Raw genomic sequence first — 14,831 nt, 5'->3', positions numbered from 1 at the left:
GCAGGCAGTGAGCAGAAACGGTGCGAGGACGAGCAGACTGACACCAGCGGTCAGGCCTTTCCTCGCGGGTCTCGGGTTGCTGGAAAGAGAGTTCATCGGGTGGGGATTTCCTTTCTCAGGGTGATGCCGGCTTCGTCGGCGGTCCGTGCGCGCTCGTCGAAGACGAAGTGCCGTCGTCCGGTATGCGGATGGGCGACCGAGGTGGACTCGACATGGAAGACCGAGCGGATGAGGTCGACGTCGAGCACCTCGTCGGGGGCTCCATAGGCGACGAGCCCTCCGTCTGCGAGCACACCGATTGCGTCGCAGTTGCGAGCCGCGAGGTTGAGGTCGTGGAGGGCGAGAAGTACTGTGCGCTCGGTCGTGCGTACGAGGTCGAGCAGCTCGAGTTGATGGGCAATGTCGAGGTGGTTCGTCGGCTCGTCGAGAATGAGCACCGGCGTGTCCTGTGTGAGCGCTCGGGCGAACAGCACGCGCTGCCGCTCACCGCCCGACAGCTCCGAGAACGCTCGGGATGCGAGGTGAACGGCCCCGACCTGGGCCAGCGCGCCCAGCGCGAGCGCGATGTCCGAGTCCGAGTCACGGCCGAAGCCCTTCCCGTGCGGGATGCGTCCGAGGAGTACGAGGTCGAGGACGGGGACGTCGAATTCTTCGCTGTGCTCCTGCGTCATCACTGCCACCCTCTGCGCGAGCTGGCGGCGGGTGAGCCTGTCCAGCGAGGCATCGTCGTAGTGCACCGTTCCTGCTGATGGGATGTCGATTCCGGAGAGCGCGCGCAGCAGCGTCGATTTCCCGCTGCCGTTCGGCCCGAGCAGACCCAGAACCGTGCTGGAGGGGACCTCGAAGCTGATGTCGCGGAGGATGTCTCGGCCTCCTCGGCGTGCGCTCAGTCGGTCGACGGTGACCCTCATCGGCCTGTGCCCAGTCGGTCGGCGCGCTCGCGGCGCAACAGCCACAGGAAGAACGGGGCGCCGACCAGGGCGGTAAGCACTCCGAGTGGGATCTCCGCGGGCGCGGCCAGCGTGCGTGCCAGCAGGTCGCAGGTTGTGAGGAACACCGCTCCGCCCAGGACTGCGACCGGCAGCATCTTGCGGTGATCTGAGCCGACGATGATGCGGGCCACGCGTGGCACGACCAGGCCCACGAATCCGATGCCGCCGGAGACTGCCACTACTGCCCCGGTCAGAAGCGCGGCGGCGATGAGGACCGTGGCGCGCAATCCGTTGACGTTGATGCCGAGCGAGGTGGCCGCGTCGTCACCGACGAGCAATGCGTTGAGCGCACGCGCACGGGTCGCTGCGAAGATCGCAACCGCGATCAGGGCGATCGTTGGGAGGAGCAACTGTGGCATCGTCGCCGCCGAAACGGAGCCGAGTAGAAAGAACATGATGCTGTACACGTTCTGCGCATCGGTTGAGATCGTCAGGTAGCTGGTGATTGCGCTGAACAACGAGCCGAGAGCGACCCCCGCCAAGATCAGCCGTTGTGGAGCGATCCGGCCGCCCTTGCGCGCCAGGAGGTACACCGCACCCGTCGCGATCCCCGCCCCGATGAACGCTGATGCCCCGATGCCGAGCGAACCGATCCCGATGCCGAGCACGATGTACGACACGGCCCCGACGCCGGCGCCCGCTGAGACTCCGAGGATGTAGGGTTCGGCGAGTGCGTTGTGCACCACGGCCTGGATGAGCGCTCCCGCCAGCGCGAGCGACGCACCGGTCAACGCCGCGAGAACGCTACGCGGAAGCCGGAACTGCCACACTGCGTTGTCCTGCATTGTCGTCAGCGAGCCGTCCGTCATCCATGGCATACCCGGCACCAGATGTCCGACAAGGATTTTCACCGCGTCCGTCGCGGGTACCGTGATGGTCCCCACACTCACGGACAGCACGAGCATCACCACCAGCAGCACCGACAACGACGGCACCAGGATCCGTACCGCCAGCGCACCCTTTTGTCTGGGAGCCTGCGCAACAGGGTCGGTGTCGTAGCCGCCTCCGGCTGGAAAGGCAGCGGGCGGCTGCGGTGTTGCCGTGGCCGTCGAAGTATCCGGCGTCATGCGTCTCGTCCTTCGAAAGATCGGGTGCGTCCGGTGGTGTGTGCAGCAAAACTGAGAAGCATCGAGCCCATCGAATGCAGACTGTTGAGATGGTTGTGTCCGTGACCGGCGTGCGGTGCTTCCCACACGAGCGCTTCTGCTCCCGCCTCTCGGAGTGCTGAGGCCAACGCATAGCTGTCGTCGGGATTCACGCGCGAGTCCTCGCCGAGCACGATCCCGAGGAATCGCGGCAGTCCGTGAGCCGGGCCGATCATCTGCGCGCGGTGCAGCGGTGATATCGCGCGAAGTTCCTGCATACCTTCCGGACTGCTCGTATCACCGAACTCGTCGAGCCAGATTCGGCCGAGGGGATGCTTGTCGAGGGAGAGCAGATCCAAAGGTGCTGCCGTGGTGGCGAAGCCTGCGCATATTCCTCGACAGCCGAGAGCGCAGCTCGCCACCACGGTTCCGCCGTGAGAAGCCCCGGCGAGCACGAGCAACTCCGGGTTCGTCAAGTCGGCGCCGGCCAGACCACGTGCAGCGTCGGCGAGGTCATCGATCCCTCGCCGCTTCCTGGCGCCGTAGCCGGCTCGACGCCACTGCTCGCCGTGCTCCCCACCGCCACGAATGTGTGCTGTCGCGTATCTACCCCCGGACTCCACCCACGCCGGAATCGTCGGCTCGAAGACGGGAAGATCAGGAACTCCGAAGCCGCCGTAACACGTCAAGATGGTTGGGGCCGGGCCGGTGAGTCCCTTCGGAGAGGTGACGACGACCGTCAACGTCGCCCCATCGTCTGCCGCGAACTCGTGCCGCATCGTCTCGAAGTCCCCGGCGACTGCCGCCGCGCCGCCGCCGCTGATGTGCTCGTCGACGGCTACCACGTGCGGAGGCACTGCCGGTGCTTCGAGTACGGCATACGTTCTGCCGCCGTCGGCGCCCAGATCCGTGATCGATGCGACCGAGCCATTGATGCTCACAGACCATTCGTCGATCACGGTTCCGTGTGCGAGTCGCAGTATCACGCTTGTGCCGGCGCGAACCGCGCTCGCATGAACCGTGTCCCCTGTGACGGTGACGGCGGTCAGCCGCACCGCAGGGTCCGCCCATCGCCAGCGTTGCACCCCCGAATGCGCGTCGAGCACGTGCAGCGCGTTGCCCCCATGCACGAGGACATCGCTGTCATGAATTCCGAATACGCCCGTGATCGAGCGGAAGGAGCCGAGATACGTGCCGTTGTCGAGGCGGATCAATCGGGTTGGCTGGCCTGCTCGGCTCTCGGCGAGAAGCATATGGATGCCGGCAGAGAAGAGCCTGCATCGTGCATCACCGGCGACCTGCTCGACGGTGACTTCGTCGTGGACGACATCGAGCTGCACGAGCCGTTGAGGGGAACGAGCGACCACTACCAGCGACCGGGCGTCCGGGGTCCATTGCATCGGTTCGTAGCGGCAACGGATGCCGTTGTAGCGGCGGAGATTTCCGGAGGTGGTATCGAGCACGGCGAGAACGCCGTCTTCGTCTGCCCGCTCCGCGAGCTGAAGGGCGATGTATCGGCCGTCGGGCGCCGGTGCCATCGTCAGGATGTGCGCGTCCGGTTCGAAGATCGGCTGCTCCGATTCGGCGACATAGATTCCTCGCGTGCGTCTGCCGGGCAAGCGGCTGAGTACGAATCCTGTATCGGGTGTGCCGGGGCGGCCGTACTGCTCCCAGTGTGTGAGCGCGGTATCGAGAGCATCGTTGATCGGGAAAGAGGAGGAGTTCACGGCTCAGCGGCCCACCCGGTCATGAGGGCCTCCCGGCCAGAACAGCAGGCCTCCTTCGTTCACCGGCGTGGGAACAGTGACGGTCTCGAACGATTGGTCGGTGATCAGATGGAGTTCGCCGTCCCCGCCGCGTGTGACGGCAACAGTGTCACCGGAGGGGGCGATGGCGACGGCCCTTCGTTGCGCCGGTGCATCCCCGACCGGATCCCAGGGCAGACGTCCCGGTGTCGGTGGGGCGCTCATGTCGGGGAGTGACAGCTGCCGGTGAATGCGCTGCTGCGGTCTCTGCCGTTCGAAGATCGTGAGTTGGTCGCCGTCCGGGTGGATGGTTGCGACTGCAGCGCGGTTGCGTGTCAGAGCGAAGCGGAACGCAAGTCCCGGGGGTAGAGAGGCGTGAACGGTTCGGCCGGTGGTGAGATCGATTTCGACGAGGTGATTCGTCCACTCCGTCCATGCAGTCGGGTTCGTCGGGCCACCGCGCACAACACCGAGGGCTTTTCCTGCCTCGGAGTCCAGGCGCAGGTAGAACGCGCGACCGGGTACCGGCCACGGTACGGTCCCCAGTGGCACAGGAACGCCCGCTTCCACCGCGAAGCGCTCGAGACCTCGGCTCGTCGCGGTGGCGAAGATTCCGGTCCGCGCATCTGCGACATCGCCATGCCCGTCGTCCGCGACCTCGGTGATTGCTCCGCGCAGCACGGGAACGTGGGGACCGACCCTGAGCGCTGCCGCGAGCGGGAGCGCCTCGATCGCCCCCGGCGAGCGATGCCGGAGGACGATGAACGGATCACCGGTCGCTCGATCGCGGACGAGGCCTGTGCCGGGTTCGCCGATGCGTGAGCGGAACCGCCTGGATGTATTCGTATCGAGGTCGACGACTGTCACGACGTCACTCCACGGCTCCGAGTTGGCACCGAGGCCTGTAGTTGCCACTACGTATCGTCCGCTCGGGTCACTTGCAATGTGCTCCACAGGCGTGGCGACCGGAACCGTCGCTGCGACGCCCTGTCGCACCACAATGAGCTCGCCGCGCAGATCATCCGCGAAGGCATGCCCTCCCAATGGTCCTCCCAGGGAAAGAACCCCTGCGTGCTCCGCTGCGTGTCCGTGACCGTGGAGCGTCGCTGTCGTATCGCTGATGCCGTACACGCGATCGGCGCGGTAATCGACGAGCACGAGCTGCGAAGGTCTCATGCGTCCGCATACTATTGCTTCTGACAATCGTTTTCAATTAAGCTCCGGTCGTTCGCCTCGCGGACACGGCCACCCCATCCGGTGCGGCCGACAAAACACACGAAGGAGAAGTCCCATGGACAAGCAGATCCTCGCCGAGATCGAAGAGACCGAGCAGCTGGCCCACCTGTCGGCCACGCACTCGAACGCACTCGTCGAGAACCCGTTCGACTGACCTTCGCAGCACACACTGCACACGCCCGGTCGAGCAGCCAACGGGGCTGCTCGACCGGGCTCGTCCGAAAGGCTGCCGATGTCCTCCCACTGTTCCGTTGTTGCGCTCGCTGGCGCTGCAGGCCATCTGATCGCCTCCGGCGACCACACAGTCACGCTCCGCACCACCGCGGGCACGCTCCTGCAGGTCCAGAACCCGCCGACCGATCTTCTTTCCGCGCTGCACGATCCGACGTCAGCAACCAAGACTGCCTGCACCTACGTGCAGCGCCTGAACGAGGAAGTCGCCGAACGCAACACCGCCGACATGCAGGCACGCTGGCCCGAAGCGCGACGCGCAGTCATCCTTACCGGAACGGGACCGATCGCCGACGACACGGCCGACGCGCTCCGCACGTGGGGAGCCACACCGACACGTTTCGCCACCACACAAGAACTCCTGAGGGATCCGGTTCTCCGCGACGAAACCTGCGTCGACAATCCGAAACTGGTGATCTCCTACGCAGACTCGCCGAACGAACGCAAGCATTGGGGCCTGCTGGAAGCACGACGTCGCCCGTCCGTCGCCTGGCTACGCGCGTACCGGGAAGGCGAGGTGTGTTTCGTGGACCCACTGACACTCGCTGCGGGCGACGCAACGGCCGACCACGTGGTACGGCGACGTATCGCCGCCAGTCTCACACCTATTGCGATGACCGAGTGGCTCCACGACGCCCCCAGTGCCACCACTGTGCCCGACACCTATGCCCGCGCCATGACGGTGAGCAAAGTCCTCACGGTCGCGCTTGCATGGGCGCAGCAGGCGACGACGCTGACGCACCACCGCCACACGCTCTGGAAACTCGTCCCCGCCACAGCCAGGACGAGCGAACATCCGATCCTCGGATACGAACTGCCGCACGCCCCCGACCGACCGCAGGCCGCTGCATGACCCCGACCCCACTCCCCCGGGTACACACCATGACGATGCCGGACGGCATCCGACTCGGCGGCCTGTTGTGGGACGTCGACGACGCCGCCGGGATCGTCCTGCTCCGCACCCCGTACGACGCCCGGCGTCACACCGAGACCGGCCGATCCTGGGCAGGCCGCGGATACCACTGCCTGATCCAGGACGTACGCGGACGGCATCTTTCGTCCGGCGAATGGGATCCGTATCAGCATGAGACCATCGACGGCGCCGAGGTCATCGCGCAGCTCCGCACGCACTTCCCGGGTCTACCGCTCATCGCATTCGGGGCCTCGTACGCTGCACATGCAGCACTCGAAGGCGCGTACGGCGCGATGCAGCACGAGCAGTCAGCCCCCGACGGGATCATCGTGCTGGTGCCGGCGCTGGGGCTCGCGGAGACGGCGTGGAACCCTGACGGTACCCCTCAGATCGAGCATCGCATCGCGTGGTGGCACGAACACGGCATCGGCCGGCAATCACAGGAGCCGTTGTCTCCTGCCGCGCTCGCCACTCGAGTTCGCCGAGCCGAACAAGTCGGTGTGATCTCAGCTGCCCGCGAATGGCACTGGCCGACAGCTGTGTTCGAACGCTGGGAACGTCTCTGGAAGGCGCGGCACACGAATGTGCGCTCCCGCTACGCAGAGCTGACCGCACCATTGCTCGTCGTTACCGGAGCACACGACTTCTTCGACGCCGATGCCCGCCGCCTGGCCGCTTCCTGGCCGAGCGACAGCCATCTCGTGACCGGCCCGTGGGGGCATCGTCTCGCCGCAGACCTCACCGATCCCCACGCGCGCGAACAATTCGACAACAGCGGAGGCATCGGGGGCATCATCGACGGCTGGCTCCGCGCCTACACACCCTTCGCTGCGCGGATCGGCCGGCTCGAGCCTACTCGTTACGTTTCTGCTTTCGATCCGGACAGCGGCAGCTGGCAGCAGAGCCGAACGGCAGCGTGAGCAGAAAGGACCGCACCATGAACCCCCGAGCCAACGGCAAGAATTCACCCAGCAGCGACCTCACCGTCCACGAGTTCTCTACACTGCCGGTCGAGTCGCTGGTGGACGCCGAATGCGGTGTCATCCGCTCGGTGCGCGCCGTTCCGCACCCCCTCGGAGCCCCGACCGCCTACATGGGGCTGACCGCGTCGGTGTCGGATGCTCGCCAACTCGGGGAATGGCCCGCAGACCGCGTCTCGCTCGGTACCTCGTTCGACGACCCGGACGCTGCGCGGATCGCCGCGATCGCTGAAGGGGTCGAACGATACTGCGGCAACTGGCTTCCCGCCGAACTCCCCAGCGAGCAGTTCAGGATCGCCACATACGCAGATCTGCTGTCCGACGACAACGCACCGCTTCCACTCGGCGACCTCCCCGCATTTGCGTCGTGGCAGTACCGCCGACCGGGATTTCCCTACGCACCGTTGACGGAAACCACTCCCACGCTATGGACCCGGTGTCAACGCACGGACGATGAACACGCTTGGATCCCGGCGTCATTGATCTACCTGAACTGGCGACAGTCGAGATTTCGGCACCTGCCGCGAACGCATCACCTGAACTATGCAGGGATTGCAACCGGTCAAGGTGCCGACGATGCCCGGGACCGCGGTGTTCTCGAAGTGATCGAGCGGGACGCGCTGGAAGTCTGGTGGCACCTCGACGGTCCGACGTACGGCATCGACCCGGACAGTGTTCCGGGGCTGCGTGACGATCTCGCCGGGGGCAACTTCGAGGTGTCCCTCGTGGCCATGCCTTCCGAGTTCGCCCCCGCTGTCGCTGCTCTCCTCCACGACCGAACACGAGGGATCTACGCCGCCGGGTTCTCCGCTGCTCTCGATCCGGCCCGGGCCGCGCGCAAGGCCGTCCTCGAAGCCGTGCACACCTGGGTCTACACCCAGGGTTGCACCACAGCCGACGGCTGGGTGTTCCGTGCAGTCGAACAAGGGCTGATGGCTCGCGGGCTCTACCTGGACTTCCAGAGCGACGCGCGCTACCTCGACGATGCCGGGGAGCAGTTCGAGCATGTCGTCGACCTCGGCGCTCACGTGCAGGTCTGGCTCGATCCGAGGGTCCACCACCACGCGCGGCGCTTCACAGACCCCGCCTTCGGTCTTCGGGCCATCGACGAGATGCCGACGACCACGATGGCGGATGTCTACGACCGGCTCGCCTCGCACGGGCATCAGATCTTCACGAGAGACGTGACCACCGCTGACATCCGACGAACGCCTCTACGCGTCGTTCGTACCTTCATCACCGGTCTCGTCCCGAACGCTCCGGCCGCATTCGCCTACCTCGGGATGCCCAGATTCCGAGCAGCCGGGCATGATCGCGGCTGGCGCTCGACCTGGGAAGGCAACCTCAACGACTTCACGCTCCTTCCCCCTCCTCACATGTAGGCCCGTGATGAACACTTCGAATCGGCCGACGTGCCCAACCGCACCGAACGAACCCGGCAGCAGCATCGGCCTCCCGCCGACGCTGGCAATGTCATTGACGACGTACACGCCCGGAGCGCCCGTCCCCCCGGGACCGCGGATGAACCCGTGGCGCCGGTCCGGTGCTACACCCGTTTCCGCAGAAGGGCGGATCGAAGATCTGCTCTGCGCCTTGTGGCACATGGGCGACCGGCACCTCCGCGACGACGGCAGCGTCACGGACATCGCGCGCCGGCCCATCCCGTCAGCCGGCGCAACATACGCGGTGCACACCCATCTGATCGTCGGCACGGACGGAACCGACGGCCTCGAGCCAGGCCACTATGTGTACGACCACGACAGAGGACAGCTTCTTCGCAGAGACAGCGCCAGGGAGACCGCGGCGGGCTGGGAGCTACCGCACCGTCCCTTCATCGATTCACGCGTGGTGTTCAGTGTGCAGCCAGGCCGTAGCTTCGGCCGATACCGGCATCGCGCGTGGCCGCTGTGGATCGCTGACGCCGCATATGCGCTGGAAGCGGTACGTTTTCTTCTCGACACGGACCTCCCCGGCGTCTTCGGCCCAGGACCGGAGATTCGCGCACAACTCGGCATGCCGCCCGCTGCCGAGACAGACGCGTGGCTCCGTCGGGGCATGGTGCCCGAGATTCCGCTCGTCTCCATCGGACTTTCCAGCAGCTGGGCCGTCGCCCCGCAGCGGAGACACGCGCTTGCGCGGCGACGCTCACCGAAACTTGTCGACTTCGTACGAAATCCGGTCCACAACACCAACGCCGCACGCCTCGCCGAACTCACAGGCCAAGCCTGGATCGCACATGCCGACCGCATCGAGACCTGGGAAGTCGCCCCCCGCGCCCCAGCCGAGACCATCTACGACTCCCTCTGGCATGCCCACAGTGCCGCCGCCCGGTTGTGCTACAACGCTGCACTGTCTCAAAAAGTGAGATGCCGGCCTGTCTCCGGAATCCCCGCTGCGGCAGAGAGCTGGACGATGCACGCAGTAGCAATGCTCGACGGCATAGAGGACACGGAGGAAGAACCCGATGATGATCGTCCGTGAGCTGTGGCGCGAAGCGGGGCGGTTTCCCGGATTGCTCGCCGGAAGTGCGCTGCTTGCTCTACTGGTGTTCGCCGGCTATGTCGGCCAAGCGGTCGCGATCGCGTGGGCACTGACCGCGACGCTCCAGGGCACCAGCTCTGCGGTGATCACCGCGCTGGTATCTGTCGCAGGGCTCGCGGTTGCGCGAGTACTGCTCACGGCAGCCCAGGATTCGGTCTCGACGCGTCTCGGTGGCTCGGTTCGCCGAGAATTGCGACGACGAGCGACCCGGACGGTGCTGACCGCAGAACGGTTGCACGATGCGGGAACCCGCGACGGCTCCGTACGGGTCACACTCGGCGACGGCATCGACGGGACGGACACATACGTCTCGAAATACATCCCCGCCGTCACTCAAATCCTCCTCGCCTGCCCGTGCATCGTCGTTGCTCTCGCGGCACTGAGCCCCTGGGCGGGTTTATGGGTCGCGGTCGCCGTGGTCATGGCTCTGGCAGGGCCGCTCGCGTGGAAGACGATGATGTCGCGCCGGGGTCTCGAGCATTGGGACTCCTATGAAGCACTGAGCGCAGACCTGCTCGAGTCCCTTCGAGGCATGGCGACATTGCGTGCACTCGGCGACGTCCCCAGCACCCGGCAGCGGATGCACGAGCGATCGGAGGCGCTGCGCACGGCAACCGAACGGGTGATGCGAGTGTCCCTGGCAGAGACCGGCGTAACGGATTTCGCGATCCAGGCAGGTACCGTCGCCGCGGTCATGACAGCGATCGTCCACGCCGCGACCGGGCAACCACCGGCGTTCGAGGTCTACCTGATTCTCCTGCTGTCCTCGGAGGCATTCCGCCCGATCCGTGACCTGTCCCGATACTGGCACGCCGGGTTCCTGGGGCTGACCGCGGTGCCCGGCCTGCACCGCTTGGGCGCGTTCGATTCGCCCGACACCGGTTCGGGTACTTCTGTCGTCGAACACGGAAGGTCCGGCAGGAACATACAGTGCCTGCAAGCTCGAGGCCTGCGATACCGCTACCCAGGCTCCGACACCACGGTGTTGGAGAGTTTGGATATGACGGCACATCGGGGCGCGCTCACGGCGATCATCGGTCCGTCCGGGGCCGGCAAATCGACGTTGTTCGACGTGCTCCTCGGCTTCCTGACACCCGAGTCGGGCACAGTCGAGCTCGACGGCAAGTCCCTGCGCGCCGGAGACATCGCCGTCGTGTCCCAACGCCCCGTCCTGTTCACCGGAACGATCCGCGACAATCTCACTGTCACAGGCGAAGCGACGGACGCCGACCTTGTGGACGCGTGCCGGGCAGCGGGCATCCTCGACGAGATCCTGGCCTTACCGTACGGCTTCGACAGCCGCGTCGCCGAAGCCGGCCTGAGCCTGTCCGGCGGTCAGCGGCAGCGTCTCGCGCTCGCACGCGCCCTGCTGACACGGCGTCCGGTGCTCCTTGTCGACGAACCCACCAGTGCGCTCGATCCCGCACGTGCCGCTGAGGTAATGGAAACGCTCCGACATGCTGCGGCAGATCGGATCGTCGTGATGATCACGCACCGGCCTGAGAGCCTGTCCGGTATCAACGAGCAGTTCCGGCTCGAGCACGGCCGGCTGGAAAGGAAACTCGTTTGAGCATCCGCAGCTCCCTCCATGCGTTCCGCGCGCTACTTCCCGCACTGCGCCCCGAATACCGCGGCATGCTCGCCAGCTATCTCACCGGCACAGCCAGCGCCCTCGTCCTTGCTGCGCTGGGCGTTCTCACCGCCTGGGGTATCGGACATACGGTCGTCGAACGCACCGTCCCCGGCGCGACGTGGTGGGTTGCTGTGACCGCTCTGGTGCTGGTCCGCGCTGTTCTGACCTGGCAGGAGATGAACGTCTCGCATGCCGTTGCCTACCGGGTGCTGGCTCGGCTGCGCATGGCGCTGTTCGACTCGTACGCACGCAGCGTGCCCGGACGCCGTCGTGAGCACTCGGGCCGTGCGGCCGCGGTCGCGATGGACGACATCGAAAAGCTCGAGTTCTTCTACGCACACACACTCGCCCAAATCGCCACATCACTCACGGTGTTCATCGCTTCATTCGCCACGGCGTTCATCTTCCTGCCGTCCGCCGCATGGATCATGCTGGCCGGAGCTGCTCTCATCGCGGTCACCGTAATGCTCGCGCGACACCGGATCCAGCAGCTGGGTGATGCGGAGCAGCGACTGCGAGCGGACCTTTCGACGCAGATCGTCGATGCACTCGGATCGCTCCGAGAAGTCCTCTCCTACGAACTGGAAAGCAAGGTTGTCGCTGACACCCTTCACACGACGGAGCAGGCGACGGCCGTCACCCGGCGCCAGGGAACGCTGACACAATTCGTTACCGGACTCCGCGAAGCGCTCGTCACCACGACCATCATCGGTGTCGTCTTTGTCGGTGCTCATGCGACCGGAGCACTCGGCGGCGCCACGACCGGAAACTTCCAGCTTGCGCTGCTCCCCTCGATGGTCGCTCTCACCCTCGCCGGTGTCTCGGCGGTCTCCGACGCTGCGACCACGCTCACGCAGCTCCATCCCCTCACGGCCAGCGCCGGACGCGTCCACGACGTCCTTCGGCGCGAGCCGGTTGTCTCCGAGCCGCCCTGCCCGCGAGCGACTCCCGACGGGCCGCTCGGACTGCGAATCCAGAACCTGTCGTTCACCTACGATGACCGCGCCATGGCGGTATGTGGCTGGTCTGCCGAAGTGCAACCGGGAGAACACGTCGGCATCGCCGGGGCTTCGGGAGCGGGCAAAAGCACGATCATCGCGCTGGCCGCACGGCTCTGGGAACCCATGTCAGGAACGATCGAGCTGTTCAACGATCACGGCGACCGCGTGCCGCTCCAGGACGTTGACGATCCTGCGCTCCGGCAGAGCGTCGCGCTGGTGGATCAGGAGACCACACTGTTCCACGGCACCGTGCGAGACAACCTGCTCCGCGGGACAGGCCCAGTTTCGGATGACGAACTCCACCGCGTACTCGAACACGTCGGAGCAGCCGAGTGGGCCGCGCTCGACAGTGAGATCGGACAGGGAGGGATCACCCTCTCCGGCGGGCAGCAGGCGCGCCTTGCCCTTGCCCGAGCGCTTGTTCGTCGGCCACAGATCCTTCTCGTCGACGAAGTCACTGCCAGCCTCGATCCCGAGACCGAAGCCGTAATCTCCGGTGTTCTCTCCGACTACCCAGGCACCGTTCTGATCGCCTCGCACCGGGACGAAACCCTTCAGCGCATGCACCGTGTGGTCCCGATCCGACGTGCGACTGAAGCCGTCGCGTCACCGGCACGATAGGTAATGATCAGCTCGTGGTTCGGCCGCGCGGCGATGCGCACCGCATCGCGTGGCCCGAGTCGAAGTGACAAGCAGTAGGGCGTCGGCGATGCATGCGAACTATTCGTGGGCGGTTCAGCGGTGACCATGTGGTCGGTGTGGTTGAGGCCGTCGCGGACCATCCGTGCCAGATGTCCGCTTCGCAGTCGACTCCATGGCCGACCCGGTTCAGCCCGTGATGGCCGGACGGCAGGCGTACCAGATTCCCGCCTCATCACCGCACAGCGCATCGTCATCGAAGTTCCCATTGCGGTTGCCAAAGGAATTGGTCCGAGTGGGGTCAGGCCGCCACCAAGCGCAGATACAGCAACCTGTCGTCTGGGCGACGACACCGAGCACGATCACAGATAGCTCCCGCGGCGCGAGACCCACCTCGTGCGGTTCGACACCCCGTTCGGAGACAGCGAAGCCATCCTCGGGGGTCAACAAGTGTCGCGTACCGGATCTGGTCGAGGGTCCCATCACACGGAAGGATGAGATCCATGGGAGCACCGCGAAAGTAGCCTTCAGAAGCCGAAGGAACGAGCGACGCGACTGGCGGTCGAGGCACGCCGCGATCTGGGATCCAAAACAGCAGCGATCAAGCAAATCGCTGATCAATTGGGCATCCACCCCGAGGCCCTGCGCACGTGGGTTAGCCAGGCCGAGAGAGGACCTTGCTACCCCAGGGAGCTGTCTTCTGTCGCTCGATGATCGTCGCTCCGATCTGCCAGTAGAGCCGGAGCAGTTCGGTGTTCACCCGGCGCTGGGCCACGTAGCGTGCTTGATGCACGAGCCGTTTGATGCTCTCGAGCGTGTCGGCGTACTCGGACGAGACGGGAGACGACATACCTCGACGCTAACGGACCGAGCCGACTCTCCGGCCTCCCGGAGGGTGAGGCTACAGAGAGGCCGCCGCATGCCCGGCGCCCCCGCCTCCCAGCGGCAGGACTGTTGACCAAGTGGCGATGCCGCACCTCGGCTATCCGGAGACCGCACCGCCCCAGTAGGCGAGGACGGAAACGAGCGGAAATCGGATCGTCTCCGGGGTTGTCGACCATGGCTCGTGTGCGAGTCGTCGCCGCCGACTGATCGACGCACAGCACCCGGTACCATTTCTCATCTCGGCGTAGTGACGGTGACCTGCCATCCCCTGCACGCAACCGACATGGATGCGCTCCCGCCGTCAGCTTCCCATTGCTCGCACAGCTTGTGAGCGAAGGCGATCCCGGTCGATCTCCCCGGAGCTCAGGGCATCTGGGCGGTGCCCGAGGTGGAACAACCCGTCGACGTGGGGGGCAGGCGAACACCGCCATGCCCTTCTCTCCTCGGTGACGTTTGCGGACCGTCTTCGCGTCTCCGCGGGTCAAATATCCCCGGTGTCGACAACGGCCGCACCAGATCCAACGGGTGGACAGTGAATCCGGCGAGCTGTTCAGCGATCAGCTGGGAGACGGCATCGGAGGCTGCGGTCTCGGGATTCTCGATGTCCTCGGACCGCACATTAGGATGCGTTACGGGCGGCCGTTTGAGATCACGGCAGCAGGGTAGCCTCCACCACCACCCTGCCCCCTGCATGGTGATCGAGACCCCGCCACAGGCACGCACTGGTGGCGGAGTTCCTCGTTTTCAGACCGTTCGACCTCTTTTCCATACCGGCTGGTAGTGAGATTCTGGATACGGCCGGGTTGGCTGCGTCCCGCAGGGGGAAATGCAGGTGACCCGGCCTCCACGCGCTCCACTGCCCAACCGAACGACAGGACGCCACTCCGGGATCCGGAAAATTGGAATACACGCCCAAGGATCGGGTATGGCCCCGACAAGTCGTGGCGGCC

At 65.7% G+C, this 14,831-nt stretch carries 12 protein-coding genes and 1 pseudogene; 7 read left to right on the top strand and 6 right to left on the bottom strand.

Annotated features, from left to right (window positions below):
* Nucleotides 1-92: 92 nt before the first annotated feature.
* From ACNJ7K_RS11640 to ACNJ7K_RS11625, 4 genes are read right to left on the bottom strand one after another with little or no spacing between them, the layout of a single operon-like run.
* A complete protein-coding gene (locus ACNJ7K_RS11640; protein WP_159419473.1) occupies nt 93-911 on the bottom strand; it encodes an ABC transporter ATP-binding protein in 819 nt (272 codons plus the stop codon).
* Nucleotides 908-2,059, bottom strand: a complete 1,152-nt coding sequence (locus ACNJ7K_RS11635; protein ID WP_487041715.1) for a FecCD family ABC transporter permease — start codon at nt 2,057-2,059, stop codon at nt 908-910. Before ACNJ7K_RS11635 ends, ACNJ7K_RS11640 begins: the two co-directional genes overlap by 4 nt.
* Nucleotides 2,056-3,804: a prolyl oligopeptidase family serine peptidase gene (locus ACNJ7K_RS11630; RefSeq protein ID WP_159419474.1), complete on the bottom strand. Its 1,749-nt coding sequence runs from the start codon at nt 3,802-3,804 to the stop codon at nt 2,056-2,058. Before ACNJ7K_RS11630 ends, ACNJ7K_RS11635 begins: the two co-directional genes overlap by 4 nt.
* Before the next feature lie 3 nt (nt 3,805-3,807).
* The gene (locus tag ACNJ7K_RS11625) at nt 3,808-4,689 is read right to left on the bottom strand and encodes a hypothetical protein (RefSeq protein WP_016691943.1); all 882 of its coding nucleotides are present in this window, start codon (nt 4,687-4,689) and stop codon (nt 3,808-3,810) included.
* Nucleotides 4,690-5,113: 424 nt separating this feature from the next.
* Here ACNJ7K_RS11625 and amiA point away from each other — a divergent pair, with 424 nt between their 5' ends.
* The 7 genes from amiA (at nt 5,114) to ACNJ7K_RS11590 (ending at nt 12,978) form a co-directional block, all read left to right on the top strand.
* Nucleotides 5,114-5,212: a streptamidine family RiPP gene (gene amiA, locus ACNJ7K_RS11620; protein ID WP_016691944.1), complete on the top strand. Its 99-nt coding sequence runs from the start codon at nt 5,114-5,116 to the stop codon at nt 5,210-5,212.
* Between the two features lie 78 nt (nt 5,213-5,290).
* On the top strand, nt 5,291-6,142 hold the full coding sequence (locus ACNJ7K_RS11615; RefSeq protein WP_016691945.1) for a hypothetical protein: 852 nt from the start codon (nt 5,291-5,293) through the stop codon (nt 6,140-6,142).
* Between the two features lie 29 nt (nt 6,143-6,171).
* Complete coding sequence (locus ACNJ7K_RS11610) at nt 6,172-7,122, top strand: CocE/NonD family hydrolase (RefSeq protein ID WP_016691946.1); 951 nt, start codon at nt 6,172-6,174, stop codon at nt 7,120-7,122.
* Nucleotides 7,123-7,139: 17 nt separating this feature from the next.
* Entirely contained in the window at nt 7,140-8,564 is a 1,425-nt protein-coding gene (locus tag ACNJ7K_RS11605) for a YcaO-like family protein (protein ID WP_487041714.1), read from the top strand.
* 139 nt (nt 8,565-8,703) lie between these two features.
* Nucleotides 8,704-9,663, top strand: a complete 960-nt coding sequence (locus ACNJ7K_RS11600) for a nitroreductase family protein (RefSeq protein WP_157788865.1) — start codon at nt 8,704-8,706, stop codon at nt 9,661-9,663.
* The gene (locus tag ACNJ7K_RS11595; protein WP_026061091.1) at nt 9,647-11,293 is read left to right on the top strand and encodes an ABC transporter ATP-binding protein/permease; all 1,647 of its coding nucleotides are present in this window, start codon (nt 9,647-9,649) and stop codon (nt 11,291-11,293) included. The genes ACNJ7K_RS11600 and ACNJ7K_RS11595 overlap by 17 nt, the downstream gene beginning before the upstream one ends.
* 65 nt (nt 11,294-11,358) lie before the next feature.
* The gene (locus ACNJ7K_RS11590; RefSeq protein WP_016691950.1) at nt 11,359-12,978 is read left to right on the top strand and encodes an ABC transporter ATP-binding protein; all 1,620 of its coding nucleotides are present in this window, start codon (nt 11,359-11,361) and stop codon (nt 12,976-12,978) included.
* 363 nt (nt 12,979-13,341) lie between these two features.
* Here the strand turns inward: ACNJ7K_RS11590 and ACNJ7K_RS11585 are convergent.
* Together ACNJ7K_RS11585 and ACNJ7K_RS11580 are read right to left on the bottom strand one after the other, a co-directional pair.
* Nucleotides 13,342-13,449, bottom strand: a pseudogene (locus ACNJ7K_RS11585) (potassium transporter Kef); the annotation flags it as partial.
* Between the two features lie 202 nt (nt 13,450-13,651).
* A complete protein-coding gene (locus ACNJ7K_RS11580) occupies nt 13,652-13,846 on the bottom strand; it encodes a DUF1016 N-terminal domain-containing protein (protein WP_016691951.1) in 195 nt (64 codons plus the stop codon).
* Between the last annotated feature and the right edge of the window lie 985 nt (nt 13,847-14,831).

The organism is Rhodococcus shunpengi (genome assembly GCF_048381395.1).
GTDB lineage: Bacteria > Actinomycetota > Actinomycetes > Mycobacteriales > Mycobacteriaceae > Rhodococcus.
The sequence above is the reverse complement of the archived record's forward strand: the minus strand, read 5'-3'. Positions and strand labels throughout refer to the sequence as shown.

Excerpts from the sequence above, each read along its gene's own strand:
- ACNJ7K_RS11640 (WP_159419473.1), bottom strand. The coding sequence starts at position 911 with ATGAGGGTCACCGTCGACCGACTGAGCGCACGCCGAGGAGGCCGAGAC.
- ACNJ7K_RS11635 (WP_487041715.1), bottom strand. The coding sequence starts at position 2,059 with ATGACGCCGGATACTTCGACGGCCACGGCAACACCGCAGCCGCCCGCT.
- amiA (WP_016691944.1), top strand. The coding sequence starts at position 5,114 with ATGGACAAGCAGATCCTCGCCGAGATCGAAGAGACCGAGCAGCTGGCC.
- ACNJ7K_RS11615 (WP_016691945.1), top strand. The coding sequence starts at position 5,291 with ATGTCCTCCCACTGTTCCGTTGTTGCGCTCGCTGGCGCTGCAGGCCAT.
- ACNJ7K_RS11610 (WP_016691946.1), top strand. The coding sequence starts at position 6,172 with ATGACGATGCCGGACGGCATCCGACTCGGCGGCCTGTTGTGGGACGTC.
- ACNJ7K_RS11605 (WP_487041714.1), top strand. The coding sequence starts at position 7,140 with ATGAACCCCCGAGCCAACGGCAAGAATTCACCCAGCAGCGACCTCACC.
- ACNJ7K_RS11600 (WP_157788865.1), top strand. The coding sequence starts at position 8,704 with ATGAACCCGTGGCGCCGGTCCGGTGCTACACCCGTTTCCGCAGAAGGG.
- ACNJ7K_RS11595 (WP_026061091.1), top strand. The coding sequence starts at position 9,647 with ATGATGATCGTCCGTGAGCTGTGGCGCGAAGCGGGGCGGTTTCCCGGA.
- ACNJ7K_RS11590 (WP_016691950.1), top strand. The coding sequence starts at position 11,359 with ATGCTCGCCAGCTATCTCACCGGCACAGCCAGCGCCCTCGTCCTTGCT.
- ACNJ7K_RS11580 (WP_016691951.1), bottom strand. The coding sequence starts at position 13,846 with ATGTCGTCTCCCGTCTCGTCCGAGTACGCCGACACGCTCGAGAGCATC.